Raw genomic sequence first — 18,170 nt, 5'->3', positions numbered from 1 at the left:
AACGGGGCGCGTTGTCACCACGCGACCGGCAGACTGTGGACGCCGTAGACGAACGCGTCCAACTTGATGGACACCTCGTCGGGCGGCACCGCCAGGCGCAGGCCGGGAAAGCGCTCGAACAGCGCCGGATAGGCGACGCGCATCTCCACCCGCGCGAGCTGGCCGCCCAGACACCCGTGCACGCCGTGGCCGAAGGCAACGTGACCCCCGGCAGGCTTGGTGATATCGAGCGTTTCCGGGTCCGTGAAATGCGCGGGATCCCGATTGGCCGCGGACAGCGACATCATGACGGACTGGCCCTTCCTGATCAGCACGCCCTCGATCTCCACGTCCGCGGTCGCGGCCCGCTGCGGACCGATGTGGCCGATCGTCAGATAGCGCAGCAATTCCTCGACCGCGTTGCCGGCCAAGGAGGGATCGCCGCGCAACAGCTCCTTCTGCTCGGGGTGCTCGAGCAGCGCGAACGTGCCGAGCGCCAGCATGCTCGCCGTAGTCTCGAACCCGCCCGCGAACAGCATGTAGCCGATGGTGGCCAGCTCGTCGTCGGTCAGGGCGCTGTGCTGGATCAGCCGGCTGAGCAGATCGTCGCCGGGGTCCTGACGCTTCTGCCGGATCAGCGGCGGGAAGAACCCCAGCACGGTGTCGAAGGCGCGCCGCGTCTCCTCGATGCCGCTGCCCCGGTCGAACAGCGTGGCGGAGGCGTGCTGGAACTCGACGCGATCAGCGGGCGGAATGCCCAGCAGCTCGCAGATCACGAGTGAGGGAACGGGAAACGCGAACCGCTCGACCAGGTCGGCCGGCGACCCCGCCGCTTCCATCGCGTCCAGACACGTCCGCGTGATCTCGACGATCTTCGGCTCGAACAGCTTCATCCGCTGACCCGTGAACTCCGCGGCCAGGGCCCGCCGGTAACGCGTGTGCTCGGGAGGGTCCATGATCAGGAACATCCCGGACCCGTTCATCTTGCCGATGAGAGCCCTGGTCATCGGCAGGTCCACCGCCGGATGCTGGCGCTCCGGGCGGACACTGAACCGGGGGTCGCTCAGGATCGACCGCACAGCCGAGTAGCCGGTCACGAACCAGCCCACGTGACCGTCGGCGAACCGCATCGGGATCAGCGGAGACTGCTCCCGCAGAGCACCGAGCACCTCCGGCGGGTCAAACGGCCCGGGACGGGCCTGCCGAGGAAACGTGATCGGCGTCTCCGTCGCCGCGCGCGCATGGTTCTGCACCGTTGACTCCTTCGCGCTCATTCCGTCGGGGTGGTCATGGGATCACCAGGCGACCGGAAGGCGCTGAACGCCGTACGCCATGGTGTCCTGTTTGGTCGGTACCTCTTCGGCCGGCACGGCCAAGCGCAGCCGCGGGAAGCGCTCGAACAGCGCTGGGTACGCGACGCGCATCTCCACCCGCGCGAGCTGCTGGCCGAGGCATCCGTGCACGCCGTGGCCGAACGCGACATGGCCACCGGCCGGCTTGGTGATGTCGAGCGTTTCCGGGTCTTCGAAGTGCGCGGGATCGCGGTTGGCGGCGGGGAGCGACATCATGACGGCCTGACCCTTCCTGATCAGCACGCCCTCGATCGCCACGTCTTCGGTCGCGGCGCGCTGCGGACCGATGTGGCCGATCGTCAGGTAGCGCAGCAACTCCTCGACCGCGTTGCCGACCAGCGAGGGATCACCGCACAACATCCGCTTCTGTGCGGGGTGTTCCAGGAGCGCGAACGTGCCGAGCGCCAGCATGTTCGCCGTGGTCTCGAACCCGCCCGCGAAGAGGATGTAGCCGATGGTGGCCAGTTCCTCGTCGGTCAGGGTGCTGTTTCGGATCAGCCGGCTGAGCAGGTCGTCGCCGGGGTTCCGACGCCTGCGCCGGATCAGCGGCGGGAAGAACCCGAGCACGGTGTCCAGGGCACGCCGCGTCTCCTCGACGCTGCTACCCCAGTGGGACATCGTGGCCACCGCCCAGCGGAAGCTCTCCCGGTCGTCGTGCGCGATGCCCAGCAGCTCGCAGATCACGAGCGAGGGAACGGGAAACGCGAACTGCTCGACCAGGTCGGCCGGCGACCCCGCCGCTTCCATCGCGTCCAGACACGTCCGCGTGATCTCGACGATCCTCGGCTCGAGCAGCTTCATCCGCTGACCCGTGAACTCCGCGGCCAGGGCCCGCCGGTACCGCGTGTGCTCGGGAGGGTCCTGCAGGTGGAACATGCCCGACACGCTCATGCTCAGCCGGCCGGCGAAGGCCTTGGCCATGGGGAGCTCCACCACAAGATGGTGGCGCTCGGGCCGGGCGCTGAACCGGGGGTCGCTCAGGATGGATCGGACGGCCGAGTAACTCGTCACGAACCAGCCCACGTGACCGTCGGCGAACCGCATCGGGATCAGCGGAGACTGCTCCCGCAGAGCACCGAGCACCTCCGGCGGATCAAACGGCCCGGGACGGGCCTGGCGGGGAAACGCGATCGGGGCGTCCATGTCGCTATGGTCGGGCCGCCCGCTTTCCGGGCGCTAAAACCGCGCTTTCCCCGCCGGCCGCATTTGGGTTAGGGGTGCTTTAGCGGCCCTGGTGAGGCTTCCACCAGGCGCTCGCCCCGGCGGCCGAGCCGACCCGGGGCCAGCGCCTCGGATGCCTCGGACAGGACACGGAGAGGAGCGACTGCCTCGCAGATGGCCGACAACGAAGCGAAACTCCTCGATTACCTGAAGCGTGTCACCGCCGACTTGCGCCGGGCCCAGCGCCGCGTCAGAGACGCCGAGTCGACCGCGCGGGAGCCGATCGCGATCGTCGGCATGGCCTGCCGCCTGCCCGGCGGCGTGAACTCCCCCGAGGACCTGTGGGATCTGGTGGCGCAGGGCCGGGACGCGATCACCGCGCTGCCCGAGGACCGCGGCTGGGACCTGGACGCGATCTACCATCCGGACCCGGAGCATCCGGGCACCGCGTACGTCCGCGCGGGCGGCTTCGTCCAGGACGCCGGGGAGTTCGACGCCGCCTTCTTCGGCATCGGTCCGGCCGAAGCCCTCGGCATGGCCCCGCAGCAGCGGCTCGCCTTGGAGACCTCCTGGGAGGCCATCGAGCGCGCGGGCATCGATCCCCAATCCCTGCGATCCGCCCCGGTCGGCGTGTTCCTCGGCTGCGACGGCTTCGACTACTGCCTGAGCGACGCGGAGGTCCCCGAGGGCACGGCGGGCTACTTCACCATCGGCAACGCCGCCAGCGTCACCTCCGGCCGCGTCTCCTACACGCTCGGCCTGGAGGGCCCCGCGCTCACGATCGCCACCGCATGCTCGTCCTCCTTGGTCGCCATCCACGCCGCCTGCGAGTCGCTGCGGCGGGGCGAGTCGACGCTGGCGCTCGCCGGTGCCGTGCACGTCATGTCGTCGCCGGCCGCCCTCATCGGCTTCAGCGAGATGCGGGCGCTGGCGCCCGACGGCCGCTCAAAAGCGTTCTCGGCGAAGGCCGATGGCATGACGCTGGCGGAAGGTGCGGGGATACTGCTGCTTGAGCGCCTGTCCGACGCCCGGCGCCACGGCCGTCGGGTGCTGGCGGTGATCCGCGGCTCCGCGGTCAACCAGGACGGCGCCAGCAACGGGCTCACCGCACCCAGCGGTCCCGCGCAGCAGCGGGTGATCCGGCAGGCGCTGGCCAACGCGCGCCTGTCGGCGTCCGATGTGGACGCCGTGGAGGCACACGGCACCGGCACCACGCTGGGCGACCCGATCGAGGCCCAGGCCCTGCTGGCCACCTACGGGCAGGACCGCCCCGGCGACGCGCCGCTGTGGCTGGGCTCGGTCAAGTCCAACATCGGCCACACCCAGATGACCGCCGGCGTCGCCGGGGTGATCAAGATGGTGCTGGCGTTGCGGCACGAGACCCTGCCGGCCTCGCTGCACCTCGACGAACCCAGCACGCACGTGGACTGGTCCGCCGGTGCGGTGTCGCTGCTGGCCCAGGCACGGGCGTGGCCGCGCGGTGACCGGCCACGCCGGGCGGGCGTGTCGTCGTTCGGCTTCTCCGGTACGAACGCGCACCTGATCGTGGAGGAGGCCCCCGCGGCCGAACCCGCGCCCGCGCCGGCGGGTCAGGCCGGCCCGGTGCCGTGGGTGCTGTCGGCGCGCAGCGCCGCAGCGTTGCGGGCCCAGGCCGGCAGGCTACGGGAGCTGGCGGACCGCGGACCGTCCGCGGCGGAGGTGGGCTGGTCGCTGATCACCACCCGCCCGGCGTTCGAACACCGGGCGGTGATCCTAGGTCAGGACCCCTACGCGGCTCTGCCAGCGCTGGCCCGGGGTGAGGCACATCCGGACGTGGTGACGGGGCAGGCGCACCCGGCCGGTCCCGGCCCCGTCCTGGTGTTCCCCGGCCAGGGATCGCAATGGGCCGGGATGGGCGCCCGACTGCTGGAGGACTCCCCCGTCTTCGCGGCCCGGATCAACGACTGCGAACAAGCCCTGAGCCCCTACGTCGACTGGTCACTGACCGACATGCTGCGCGGCGACGGCACCGAACTGACCCGGGTCGACGTCGTACAACCCGCCCTCTGGGCCATCATGGTCTCCCTCGCCGCCGTCTGGCAGCACCACGGCGTCACCCCCGCCGCCGTCATCGGCCACTCCCAAGGCGAAATCGCCGCCGCCTGCGTCGCCGGCGCCCTCACCCTCGACGACGCCGCCAAAGTCGTAGCCCTGCGCAGCAAAGCCCTACGGCAACTGGCCGGACACGGCGCCATGGCGTCGCTCCTGGTCGGCGAGGCGGAGGCGCGCCAGCTCACCCGGCCGGCCGGCGACGTGGCGGTCGGCGCGGTCAACAGCCCGGCCGCGACGGTGATCTGCGGACCACCCGAGCAGGTGGCCGCCGTCGTGGCCGCCGCACAGGACAAGGGGGTCCGGGCCCGACTCATCGACGTGGACTACGCCTCCCACGGCCCCCAGATCGACCAGATCACCGCGGAACTCACGACGGTACTGGCGGGCATCGTCCCCACGGCCGCGACGGTGCCGTTCTACTCCACCGTGACGGGCGGGCGGACCGACACCACCACCCTCGACACCGCCTATTGGATCCGCAACCTGCGCCAGCCGGTCCGCTTCGCCGACACCGTCGACGCCCTGCTCAACGCCGGCCACCAGGTCTTCATCGAGGTCAGCCCGCACCCCGTGCTCACCCCCGCCGTCGCGGAGTGCGCCGAGCGCACCGGCGCCGCGGCCACCACGATCGGCACCCTGCGCCGCGACCACGACGACCAGGCCCAGCTCACGCGGGCGCTCGCGCACGCCTACGGCACCGGCCTCCACATTGACTGGACCCGCTGGTTCCCCGCCGACCCGCCGCCCCGCACCGTCGACCTGCCCACGTACCCCTTCCAGCGTCAGCGCTACTGGGTGGATCGGGCGACCCCCGCCGCCGGCGCGGGCCGGGCACCTGACGAGGCCGAGGCGCGGCTGTGGCGGGCGATCGAGGACGGCGACATCGGCACGCTGACCGACCTGCTCGGCCTCGACGGCCAGGACGCCGTGGCGGCGGTCGGCCCGGCGCTGCCGGCGCTGTCGGCGTGGCGGCACAACCACCGCGAGCAGTCGGCGCTTGCCTCCTACCGGTACGAGGTCGCCTGGAAGAGCGTCCAGGTCCCCGCACCCGCGGTGCCCTCCGGCCCGTGGCTGCTGCTGATGCCGCAGGCGCTCTGCGACGGTCCGACGGTCGACGCGGCCGTCGACGCGCTTGCGGCGCACGGAGCCACGGTGGTCCGTGCGGTCGTGGACGCGCCCCGGGCCACTCGGGAAACCCTCACCGCTCTCCTGGCCGGGACCGAACCGGTGGGAGTGCTCAGCCTGCTCGGCCTCGACGAAACGCCCCACCCGGAGTTCCCGGCCGTACCCGCCGGGCTGTCCGCCACCTTGGCCCTCGTCCAGGCCATGACCGACACCAACACCACCACACCCCTGTGGTGCCTCACCCAGGGCGCCGTCGCCACCACCAACGCCGAACCCCTACCCCACCCCACCCAGGCCCAGATCTGGGGCCTCGGCCGCGTCGCCGCCCTCGAACACCCCAAACTCTGGGGCGGACTCATCGACCTACCCCTCCACATCGACCACCAGACGGCCGCCCGCGTCGCCGCCGTCCTCAGCCCCGGCCTGGCGGAGGACCAGACCGCCGTTCGTTCCACCGGTGTCTTCGCCCGCCGCATGCGCCACGCGCCACCGGCCACCACCGGCGAATGGCACCCCACCGGGACCACCCTCATCACCGGCGGTACCGGCGGCATCGGCGCACGCCTCGCCCGCTGGCTGGCCAGCAACGGCGCACCCCACCTGCTGCTGCTCAGCCGCCGCGGGCCCGAAGCTCCCGGCGTGGACAAGCTGACGCAGGAGCTCAAGGCCCTCGGCTCCCAGGTCACCGTCATCGCCTGCGACGTCGCCGACCGCCCCCGGCTCGAACAAGCCCTCGGCCAGATCCCCGCGGACAAACCGCTGTCCACGATCTTCCACGCGGCCGGCGTGCTGAACTACCTCCCCATCACCAAGCTCACCTCCGCCGAACTCGACAACGTCCTGCGCCCCAAGTCGCACGCCGCCGCCCACCTGCACGAGCTGGCCCGGCACCACCCGGTGACGACCTTCCTGCTGTTCTCCTCCGGCGCCGCCACCTGGGGCAGCGGCCAGCAAAGCGCCTACGCCGCGGCCAACCACTACCTCGACGCCCTCGCCCACCACCGCCACCACGACCACCAACCCGCCACCTCCCTCGCCTGGGGACTCTGGGGCGATGCAGGCATGGTCGCGGACGAGGCCGCCACGGCGTTCCTCGCCCGTTTCGGCGTCCATCCGATCCAGCCCGACCTGGCCATCAGGGGGCTGCATCAGGCGATCGCCGCCGGCACCACCGCGCTCACCATCGCCAGCATCGACTGGGCGCGGTTCATCCCCACGTTCACCGCCGCTCGAACCTCCCCCCTGCTCGCCGACCTCCCGGAGAACAGCCGGTCCGCCGCCGCCGACAAGGCCGCGGTCGCCCCCCTCGTCGCGGAGCTCGCCGGAGCCACGGCCGCCCAGCGCAACCAGATCCTTCTGCGGCACGTGCAGACCCAGGCGGCCGCCACCCTCGGCCTGCCGTCTCCCGCCACGGTTCCCGCGCACAAGCCGTTCCAGGAGTTGGGCTTCGACTCCCTCACCGCCGTCCAACTGCGCAACCAGCTCAACGCCAGCACGGGACTCCACCTGCCGACCACCGTCGTCTTCGATCGGCCGACCCCCCAGGAACTCGCCGACTACCTGCACACCCGGCTCGAGGGCCACGGCACGCCAACCGAAGGCACCATCCTCGCCGAGCTCGCCAAGTGGGCGGCGGCGAGCGCCTCGGGTCAGGTGGATGCCGCCGCGCGCCGGCGGATCGCCGTGCGGATGCGGTCCCTGGCGACCAGTTGGAGCGACGGCCCGGCCGCGAACGGCCGCGACCTGGAGACCGCCACGGCGGACGACATGTTCGCCCTCATATCCGAAGAGTTCGGTAAGTCCTGACCGCGCGCACCTGGAGGGAGCCCGGCCGCATGTCGACCGAGGAAAAGCTTCTCGACAACCTCAAGTGGGTCACCGCGGAGCTGCGCACTGCGCGCGAGCGTCTGTACGAGCTGGAGTCGGCCGCGCCCGAGCCGATCGCCATCATCGGCATGGCGTGCCGCTATCCGGGTGGGGTGCGATCCGCGGACGATCTGTGGAAGCTGGTCGTCGAGGGCCGGGACGCGATCGGCGGATTCCCCACCGACCGCGGCTGGGACCTGGACACCCTGTTCGATCCCGACCCGGAGAACCCCGCCACCAGCTATGTGCGCGACGGGGGGTTCGTCTACGACGCGGCCGACTTCGACGCCGCCTTCTTCGGCATCAGCCCCCGCGAGGCCGTCGCCATGGACCCGCAGCAGCGGCTGCTGCTCGAGACCGCGTGGGAGGCAGCGGAGCAGGCGGGGCTCACCCGCGAGGCCCTGGCGGGCAGCGACACCGGGGTGTTCACCGGCATCAGCGCGCACGACTACCTGATGCTCGTCCCCCAAACCTCCAGCAAGGTCGAGGGGTACATCGGCACGGGAAACCTCGGCAGCGTGGCTTCCGGCCGCATCTCCTACATCCTGGGCCTGGAAGGCCCCGCCCTGACCGTGGACACCGCCTGCTCGTCGTCGCTGGTGGCGATCGACCTGGCGAGCCAGTCGCTGCGGCAGGGGGAATGCTCGCTCGCGCTGGCCGGAGGCGCGACCGTGATGGCCACACCCGGAGCGTTCACCGAGTTCTCGCGGCAGCGCGGGGTCGCCCCCGACGGCCGGTGCAAGCCGTTCGCCAACGCGGCCGACGGCACTAGCTGGGCCGAGGGCGCCGCCCTGATCATGCTGGAACGGCTGTCGGACGCCCGCCGCAACGGCCACAACGTCCTGGCCGTCATCCGCGGCAGCGCCGTCAACCAGGACGGCGCCAGCAACGGGCTGACCGCGCCGAACGGCCCCTCGCAGGAGCGGGTGATCCGCCAGGCGCTGGCCAACGCGCGCCTGTCCGCCGCCGAGGTGGACGCCGTGGAAGCACACGGGACGGGGACGACGCTGGGCGACCCGATCGAGGCCCAGGCTCTGCTGGCCACCTACGGGCAGGACCGCCCCGCCGACGCGCCCCTGTGGCTCGGCTCCGTCAAGTCCAACCTGGGCCACGCCCAAGCCGCCTCGGGCATCGCCGGTGTCATCAAGATGGTGATGGCCATCCGCAACGGCCTGCTGCCCGCCTCCCTGCACATCGACCGCCCCAGCGAGCACGTCGACTGGTCCGCCGGCGCGGTGAAGCTGCTGACCGAGGCGAAGCCGTGGCCGTCCACCGATCACCCGCGACGGGCCGGCGTGTCCTCGTTCGGCATCTCGGGCACCAACGCCCACATCATCGTCGAACAGGTCCCCGAACAACCCGAACAACCCGCGGCGCCCGCCACCGACCGGCCCGTGCCCTGGATCGTCAGCGGCCACAGTCTCCACGCCCTGCAGGCGCAAGCCCGCCGGCTGGCCGAGCACATCACCGCGCATCCCGAGCACACGGCCACCGACCTCACGTGGTCCATGATCACCACCCGCACGCCCCTCGAACACCGGGCGGCCATCCTCGGCCGGGACCCGCGGGCGGCGCTCTCGGCGCTGGCCCGGGGTGAGGCACACCCGGACGTGGTGACCGGCCAGGCACCGCCGGCCGGCCCCGGCCCCGTCCTGGTGTTCCCCGGCCAAGGATCACAGTGGGCCGGCATGGGCGCCCGACTGCTGGAGGACTCCCCCGTCTTCGCGGCCCGGATCAACGACTGCGAACAAGCCCTGAGCCCCTACGTCGACTGGTCGCTGACCGACATGCTGCGCGGCGACGGCACCGAACTGACCCGGGTCGACGTCGTGCAACCGGTCCTCTGGGCCATCATGGTCTCCCTCGCCGCCGTCTGGCAGCACCACGGCGTCACCCCCGCCGCCGTCATCGGCCACTCCCAAGGCGAAATCGCCGCCGCCTGCGTCGCCGGCGCCCTCACCCTCGACGACGCCGCCAAAGTCGTAGCCCTGCGCAGCAAAGCCCTACGACAACTGGCCGGACACGGCGCCATGGCCTCGATCGCCGCCGGCGCGGAACCCACCACCACGCTACTGGCCGGCATCGACGGCGTGAGCATCGCCGCCACGAACAGCCCGACGACCACCGTCATCTCCGGGCCCACCGAGCAGATCGCCACCGCCGTCACCACCGCACACAACGAAGGCCTCCGCGCCCGCACCATCGACGTCGACTACGCCTCCCACGGCCCCCAGATCGACCACATCACCGACGAGATCACCGACGCCCTCGCCGGCATCACCGCCCACCCCACCGACACCACCTTCTACTCCACCGTCACCGCCCAACCCACCGACGGCACCCACCTGCACACCACCTACTGGACACGCAACCTGCGCCAACCCGTCCGCTTCGCCGACACCATCACCATCCTGCTCAACCACGGCCACCACACCTTCATCGAGGTCAGCCCCCACCCCGTCCTCACCCCAGCCATCCAGGAATGCGCCGACCACGCCGGCGCCACCGTCACCACCATCGCCACCCTGCACCGCGACAGCGACGACCAGGCGCAGCTCACGCGGGCGCTCGCGCAGGCGTTCACCGCAGGAGTTGCCGTCGACTGGGCCCGCTGGTTCCCCGCCGATCCGCCGCCCCGCACCGTCGGCCTGCCCACCTACCCCTTCCAGCGCGAGCGCTTCTGGCTGGAGCTGCCCGCGGCCGGGCCGCCCACCACCGGCGGCGGGGACGACCCGGTCGAGGCGAAGCTGTGGCAGGCGATCGAGGACAACGACATCGACGCGTTGACCGGCACGATGCGCCTGGACGACGAGGACACCGCGGCGCTCCGTCCGGCGCTGCCCGCGCTGGCGCAGTGGCGGCGGGAGCACCGCGAGCGGCGGACGATCGACTCCTGGCGCTACGAGGTCGGTTGGAAGCCGGTCTCCGACGTGGCCGACCCGGGGCTCACCGGAACGTGGCTGCTGCTCGTCGCGGCCGCACAGGCGGACCACCCGGCCGTGCGCGTGGCACTGCGGGCACTCGAGGCGCACGGCGCCACGGTGGTCCGTGCGGTCGTGGACGCGCCCCGGGCCACTCGGGAAACCCTCACCGCTCTCCTGGCCGGGACCGAACCGGTGGGAGTGCTCAGCCTGCTCGGCCTCGACGAAACGCCCCACCCGGAGTTCCCGGCCGTACCCGCCGGGCTGTCCGCCACCTTGGCCCTCGTCCAGGCCATGACCGACACCAACACCACCACACCCCTGTGGTGCCTCACCCAGGGCGCCGTCGCCACCACCAACGCCGAACCCCTACCCCACCCCACCCAGGCCCAGATCTGGGGCCTCGGCCGCGTCGCCGCCCTCGAACACCCCAAACTCTGGGGCGGACTCATCGACCTACCCCTCCACATCGACCAGCACACCGCGCCCCGCATCGCCGCCCTGCTCGCGCCGGGGCAGCCCGAAGACCAGACCGCCATCCGCCCCACCGGCACGTTCGCCCGCCGCATGCGCCACGCACCGCCGGCACCCACCGTCCCAGCCACGTGGCAACCGACGGGCACCACCCTCATCACCGGCGGCACCGGCGGCATCGGCGCACACCTCGCCCGCTGGCTGGCCAGCAACGGCGCACCCCACCTGCTGCTGCTCAGCCGCCGCGGACCAGCCGCCCCCGGCGCCGACGCCCTCACCCAAGAGCTCGAACACCTCGGTACCGACGTCACCATCACCGCCTGCGACGCGGCCGACCGAGGCCAACTCGAACAGGCCCTCAGCCGCATCCCCGCCGACCAGCCCCTCACCACCGTCATCCACGCCGCCGGGGTTCCCAACTACATCCCCGTCACCAACCTCACCACCACCGAGCTCGACAATGTGCTGCGCCCCAAGACCCAGGCGGCCGCGCACCTGCACGACCTCACCAAGGATCACCCGGTCACCACCTTCCTGCTGTTCTCCTCCGGCGCCGCCACCTGGGGCAGCGGCCAGCAAAGCGCCTACGCCGCGGCCAACCACTACCTCGACGCCCTCGCCCACCACCGCCACCACGATCACCAACCCGCCACCTCCCTCGCCTGGGGGCTGTGGGGCGAGGCGGGCATAGCGGCGGCCCAGAGCACCGTCGCCTACTTCTCCCGCTTCGGGCTGCACGCCATGAACCCCGACCTGGCCACCAAGGCCCTGCGCCAGGCCGTCACCGCCGGCACCCCGACGCTCACCATCGCGGACATCGACTGGGCGCAGTTCACCCCGGCCTTCACCGCCGGACGACCCGCGCCCCTGCTGGCCGACCTCCCGGAGAACAGCCGGCCCGCCGCCGACGGCGCCAAGCCGGGCGCCACCGCCACGACGCCGCTCGGGCAGGAGCTCCGGCGCGCGACGCCGTCCCGGCGCTACCAGATCCTGCTCAACCACGTGCGCACGGAGGCGGCCGCGACCCTCGGGCACTCGGGGGCGGACGCGATCCCGGCGAACAAGCCCCTGCGCGAGCTCGGCTTCGACTCGCTCACCGCGGTCCAGCTACGCAACCAGCTCAACCGGGCGACCGGGCTCGAGCTGCCGGCCACGATCATCTTCGACCAGCCAACGCCGCAGGCGCTGGCCCGCTACATCGAGGGTGAGCTGCTCGGCGAGCGGCCGGCGGCGACGCGAGCCGCCGTCGTGCACCCCGCCGGGCCGGGCCGGGCCGACGACGAGCCCATCGCGATCGTCGGCATGGCCTGCCGCTACCCGGGTGGCGTGCGATCCGCGGACGACCTGTGGAAGCTGGTCGTCGAGGGCCGGGACGCGATCGGCGGATTCCCCACCGACCGCGGCTGGGACCTGGACTCCCTGTTCGATCCCGACCCCGACAAAACGGGGAAGAGCTATGTCCGCGAAGGCGGGTTCGTCTACGACGCCGCCGACTTCGACGCCGCCTTCTTCGGCATCAGCCCGCGCGAGGCCATCGCCATGGACCCGCAGCAGCGGCTGCTGCTCGAGACCGCGTGGGCCACCATCGAAGACGCCGGCATCAACCGCGACGCGCTCAAGGGAAGCGAAACCGGCGTGTTCGCCGGCCTGACCATCTTCGACTACCTGACCCTCATCGGCATGCGGACCGACGAGGTCGAGGGGTACATCGGCACCGGAAATCTGGGTTGCGTGGCCTCCGGCCGCATCTCCTACATCCTCGGCCTGCAAGGCCCGGCCGTGACCGTGGACACGGGGTGCTCGTCGTCGCTGGTGGCGATGCACCTCGCGAGCCAGGCGCTACGGCAGGGGGAATGCACGCTCGCGCTGGCCGGAGGCGCGACGGTGATGGCCACGCCGGCCTCGTTCGTGGAGTTCTCGCGGCAGCGCGGTATCGCCCCGGACGCCCGGTGCAAGCCGTTCGCCGACGCGGCCGACGGCACTAGCTGGGCCGAGGGCGCCGCCCTGATCATGCTGGAACGGCTGTCGGACGCCCGCCGCAACGGCCACAACGTCCTGGCCGTCATCCGCGGCAGCGCCGTCAACCAGGACGGCACCAGCAACGGGCTGACCGCCCCCAACGGGCCCTCGCAGGAACGCGTCATCCGCCAGGCGCTGGCCAACGCGCGCCTGTCCGCCGCCGACGTGGACGCCGTGGAAGCACACGGCACCGGCACCCCCCTGGGCGACCCCATCGAGGCCCAGGCTCTGCTGGCCACCTACGGGCAGGACCGTCCCGACGACGCGCCGTTGTGGCTCGGCTCCGTCAAGTCCAACATCGGTCACACCCAGGCCGCCGCCGGCGCCGCCGGCGTCATCAAGATGGTCATGGCCATCCGCAACGGCCTGCTGCCCGCCTCCCTGCACATCGACCGCCCCAGCACCCGCGTCAACTGGAACACCGGCGCCGTCAACCTGCTCGCCGAGGCACGCGACTGGCCCGACACCGATCACCCGCGCCGCGCGGGCGTCTCGGCCTTCGGCATCTCCGGCACCAACGCCCACCTCATCGTCGAACAGGCCCCGGAGGAACCCGAACAACCGCCGTCGCCCACCACGGACCGTCCCGTGCCCTGGGTCATCTGCGGCCACAACGAGGAAGCCCTGCACGCCCAGGCCCGTCAGCTCGCCGAGCACGTCACCGCCCACCCCGACCTGTCCGCCACCGACATCGGCTGGTCCCTGATCAACACCCGCTCACCCCTGGGCCACCGCGCGGTGGTGACCGGTACCAGCCAGGAGAAGCTGCTCGGCTCGCTGCGGGCGCTCGCCGAGGGCGAGCCGGACGCCGGCGTGGTGACGGGCGTGGCCGACACCAGCGGGTCAGGAGCCGTGCTCGTCTTCCCCGGCCAGGGATCGCAGTGGGTCGGCATGGGCGCTCAACTGCTGACAGACTCCCCCGTCTTCGCCACCCGCATCACCGAATGCGAGCTCGCCCTCGCCCCGCACGTGGACTGGTCGCTGACCGAGATCCTCCGCGGCGACGGTACCGAACTCAGGCGCGTCGACGTGGTGCAACCGGTCCTCTGGGCCATCATGGTCTCCTTGGCCGCCGTCTGGCGGCATCACGGCGTCACCCCCGCCGCCGTCATCGGCCACTCCCAAGGCGAGATCGCCGCCGCCTGCGTCGCCGGCGCCCTCACCCTCGACGACGCCGCCAAAGTCGTAGCCCTGCGCAGCAAGGCCCTGCGCCGGCTGTCCGGACAGGGTGCCATGGCCTCCATAGCGACCACCGCCGAGCAGACCACCGCGTTGTTGGCCGACATCGAGGGCATCGGTATCGCGGCCACCAACAGCCCGACCACGACCGTCATCTCGGGGCCCCCGGAGCACATCGCCACGGCCGTCACCACCGCACACAACGAAGGCCTCCGCGCCCGCGCCATCGACGTCGACTACGCCTCCCACGGCCCCCAGATCGACCGGCTCACCGACGAGATCGCCGACGCCCTCGCCGGTATCACCGCGAGCCCCACCGACATCGCCTTCTACTCCACCGTCACCACCGAACCCACCGACGGCGCGGACCTCGGCCCCGACTACTGGATACGCAACCTGCGCCAGCCGGTTCGCTTCGCCGAGACCGTCACCGCGCTGCTCAACGACGGCCACCACACCTTCATCGAGGTCAGCCCGCATCCCGTCCTCACACCCGCCGTCGAGGAATGCGCCGACCACGCCGGCGCCACCGCAACCACCATCGGCACGCTGCGCCGCGAGCACGACGAGTCCCAGCAGCTCATCCGCGCCCTCGCGCAGGCATTCGCCGCGGGAAGCGGCGTCGACTGGACCAACCAGTTCCCCGCCGACCCGCCGCCCCGCATCGTCGACCTGCCCGGCTACGCCTTCCAGCGGCGGCGCTTCTGGCTCGACGCGCCGATCGTGCTCAGGAGCGACCCGGCCGGCCTCGGCCTCACCACCGGCGGGCACCCCTTGCTGGGCGCGACAGTGGAGCCCGCGGGCGAGCAGACCCTGCTGCTCACCGGCCGGGTCTCCCAGCAATCGCCCGCCTGGCTGGCCGAGCACCGCGTGCTGGGCAGCGTCCTGCTGCCCGGTTCCGTCTTCGCCGAGCTGGCCCTGTATGCCGCGAGGCGGGCGGGCTGCGACCACGTCGCCGAGCTCACGCTGGAGAGCCCGCTGGCCCTGCCCTCCGACGCCGCCGTCGACCTGCAAGTCAGCGTCGGGCCGCCGGACGAGACCGGGCAGCGGCCGGTCGGCATCCACTCCCGGCCCTCCGCCCGGTACGACGACAAGCCCGCCTGGACGCGGCACGCGACCGGTTCGCTCGCGCCCGAGGCGCCCGCCGAGCCGGCCGCCGGATTCGACGGCGCGTGGCCACCGCAAGGGGCCGAACCCATCACCGCCGGGGACCCGTACGAGGAGCTCGCCGCGCAGGGCCACGAATATGGCCCGGCGTCGCGGGCGCTCGTCGCCGCGTGGCGGGCCGGCGACGACATCTACGCCGAGGTGACGTTGCCGGAGAGCGAGCGGAAGCGGGCCGGCTACGGCCTCCACCCAGTTCTCGTCGACGCCACCCTGCACGCGGTGCTGCTGGCCGCCGGCACCACCAGCGAGATCCTCCTGCCGTTCGCGTGGACCGGTCTGCGGCTACACGCCACCGCCGCCACGTCACTGCGGGTACGGATGACGCGGGAGGCCCCGGACCGGCTCGCCCTCACCGCGGTCGATCCGGCCGGTGCGCCGGTGATGACCCTGGAGTCGCTGATCGTACGGCCGGTCGCCGCCGAGCAGATCGCCCAGGCCCGCGGCGACGACGCGCTCCTCCGGCTCGATTGGCTGCCTTTCACCGGGCCGGCCAGAGGATCGGGCGAGCGCTACGCTCTGCTCGTCCCCGACGGCGACGCGCTGGCCCGAGCCTGGCCCGACGCGTCCGCCTACCGCGACCTGGCCGGGCTCCGCGCGGCCGTCGCAGCGGGTGCCGACCGGCCCGGCACGGTCGTCGCGCTCGCCCACACCGCGCCGGACGGCGACGCTCTGCCGGACCGGCTCCGGTGCGCCAGCGGCGAGTTGCTGTCGCTCCTGCAGGACTGGGTGGGCGACTCCCGGTTCGACGACACCCGGCTCGTCGTCGTCACGCACGGAGCGGTCGCCGTCCACCCCGGCGACGACGTCGGTGACCTGGCCGCGGCGGCGCTGTGGGGAATGGTCCGCTGCGCGCAGATCGAGTTTCCCCGGCGGCTGGTCCTGCTCGACCTCGACGGGCAGGAGGCCTCACACCTCGCCGTGGCCGCGACCCTGGCCTCGGGCGAGCCGCAGCTTGCGCTGCGCGGCGGCAGCGCGTTCGTCCCGCGACTGGTCCGCCCCGACCGGAACGAGCGGCCTGTCCCGCCGGCACCGCTGGATCCGCGAGGCACCGTCCTGATCACCGGCGGCACCGGCGGACTCGGCACCCTCTGCGCGCGCCACCTGATCACCAGGCACGGCGTCCGCAGGCTGCTGCTGATCAGCCGCCGCGGTCTCGACGCGCCGGGCGCCGCCGACGTGACCGCCGAGCTGACCTCCTACGGCGCCGACGTCACCGTCGCCGCCTGTGACGTCGGCGACCGCGCGAGGTTGGCCGAGGTGCTGGCGGCCGTCCCTGAAGAGCATCCGTTGACCGCCGTCATCCACGCCGCCGGCATCGTCCGGGACGCCACCCTCCAGTCGATGACGCCGGATCAGTTCGACGCCGTGCTGCGGACCAAGGCGGACGGGGCGATCCACCTGCACGAGCTGATCGGCGAGCGCAACCTGTCGGCCTTCGTGCTGTTCTCCTCGGTGGTGGGCCTGATCGGCGGCGGCGGTCAGGGCTGTTATGCCGCGGCCAACGCCTTCCTGGACGCCTTCGCCCAGCACCGGCACGCCCTGGGCCGGCCCGCCACGTCCCTCGCCTGGGGAATGTGGCAGCAGAGCGCGGGCATGTGGGGACGGGTCGGCGAGTCGAACCGCGCCCGCCACGCCCGCGACGGCCTCGTGGGGATGAGCATCGAGCAGGGCCTGTCCCTGTTCGACACCGCCATGGCCGGCGGCCGCCCGCTCCTCGCGCCGGTTCGCCTGGACCTGGCCCAGATTCGCCGCAACGCGGAGACCCATGAGGTGCCGGCCGTCCTGCGCCACCTCATCCGCGATGTGGCCCTGCGGTCGGGGGGCCCGACCCCAGCCGACCTGATCGGCCGGCTGACCGTCATGTCCGAGGCCGACCGCGAACAGACCCTGCTGGACCTGGTCCGCGGCCAGGCGGCCGTGGTCCTCGGCCACGACCGCGCCGACACGTTCACCGCCGAGCAGCGGTTCCAGGACCTGGGCTTCGACTCGCTGACCGCCATCGAGCTGCGCAACCGCCTGCAGGCCGCCACCGGGCTGCGGCTGCCGGCAACGCTCGTCTTCGACCATCGTGACCCGGTGTACCTCGCGCGCCACCTGCTCGGCGAGCTCAAGTTGACCCAGCCCGACCCGCTCGCTCCCGTGCTGGGCGAAGTCGACCGGCTGGAACGCTCGCTGCTGGCCGTCGCCGCCGGGAACGGCACGGCCCAGCAGACGCTGACCAAGCGGCTGCGGGACACGTTGCTGCGGCTGGAGGCGCACGGGAACGTCGCGGTGGCGGAGGCGGTCTCGGCCGACCGTCTGGCGACGGCCAGCGCCGATGAGATCTTCGAGTTCATCGACCGTGACCTCGGACGGAGCACGAACGGAGGAGAGATTTGCCGTACCGAAGACTGACCAGTGAGCGCGACCGCAAACGGCTGGCGCTGGAGCACTGCCGTCGCGTGAACGCCGGGGACGTGGCCGCGATCCTCGAGTTGTACGGCGACGACGTCGCCTTCGCCGATCCGGTCGGCTGGGAACCGCAGACCGGCCGGGAGGCCCTGCGCGCCCACTTCGAGCGATCCGTCGCCGGGAACCTGCGGGAGATTCCCGGCGAGCCGGTCGCCGGGCAGGACGGCGCGCACACCCTCATTCCGATCAGCGCAGTCATGGACTACTTCCCCCTCGGCCCGGTCTTCGCCGGACGGGGCTGGCTGGTGCCGCCGGCCGACCCCGCGGGCAAGGGGCTCCGGCTCACCTACATGCGGCTGCTGCGGGTGGACGGGGCCGGTCTCATCCGTGAGGCGCAGACGTTCTGGGGAAGGTCCGACATCGACGTGACCGGCTGACGTTTCGT

Annotated in this window: 4 protein-coding genes and 1 pseudogene; 3 read left to right on the top strand and 2 right to left on the bottom strand. The window is 72.3% G+C overall.

Annotation, left to right across the window (positions count from 1 at the left end):
• Window positions 1-14: 14 nt before the first annotated feature.
• On the bottom strand, window positions 15-1,232 hold the full coding sequence (locus Drose_RS14310; RefSeq protein WP_260728679.1) for a cytochrome P450: 1,218 nt from the start codon (window positions 1,230-1,232) through the stop codon (window positions 15-17).
• Window positions 1,233-1,274: 42 nt separating this feature from the next.
• Window positions 1,275-2,474, bottom strand: coding sequence for a cytochrome P450 (locus Drose_RS14305; RefSeq protein ID WP_260728678.1), 1,200 nt, complete (start codon window positions 2,472-2,474; stop codon window positions 1,275-1,277).
• A 192-nt stretch (window positions 2,475-2,666) separates the two neighbouring features.
• Between Drose_RS14305 and Drose_RS14300 the strand changes: the two genes are divergently transcribed.
• The 3 genes and pseudogenes from Drose_RS14300 to Drose_RS14290 all read left to right on the top strand — a co-directional run bounded on the left by Drose_RS14300 (window position 2,667) and on the right by Drose_RS14290 (window position 18,162).
• Window positions 2,667-7,514 carry a type I polyketide synthase gene (locus tag Drose_RS14300; protein ID WP_260728677.1) on the top strand — a complete coding sequence of 1,616 codons (4,848 nt, stop codon included), beginning with the start codon at window positions 2,667-2,669 and terminating at the stop codon, window positions 7,512-7,514.
• Between the two features lie 65 nt (window positions 7,515-7,579).
• Window positions 7,580-17,728 (top strand): annotated as a pseudogene (locus Drose_RS14295) (type I polyketide synthase); the annotation flags it as partial.
• A complete protein-coding gene (locus tag Drose_RS14290; RefSeq protein ID WP_260728675.1) occupies window positions 17,710-18,162 on the top strand; it encodes a nuclear transport factor 2 family protein in 453 nt (150 codons plus the stop codon). The pseudogene Drose_RS14295 and the gene Drose_RS14290, both read left to right, overlap by 19 nt.
• The last annotated feature ends 8 nt before the right edge of the window (window positions 18,163-18,170 follow it).

Source organism: Dactylosporangium roseum, assembly GCF_025264685.1.
Classification (GTDB): domain Bacteria; phylum Actinomycetota; class Actinomycetes; order Mycobacteriales; family Micromonosporaceae; genus Dactylosporangium; species Dactylosporangium roseum.
The sequence above is the reverse complement of the archived record's forward strand: the minus strand, read 5'-3'. Positions and strand labels throughout refer to the sequence as shown.

Coding starts and splice junctions, on each gene's coding strand:
- Drose_RS14305 (WP_260728678.1), bottom strand. CDS start 2,474: ATGGACGCCCCGATCGCGTTTCCCCGCCAGGCCCGTCCCGGGCCGTTT.
- Drose_RS14300 (WP_260728677.1), top strand. CDS start 2,667: ATGGCCGACAACGAAGCGAAACTCCTCGATTACCTGAAGCGTGTCACC.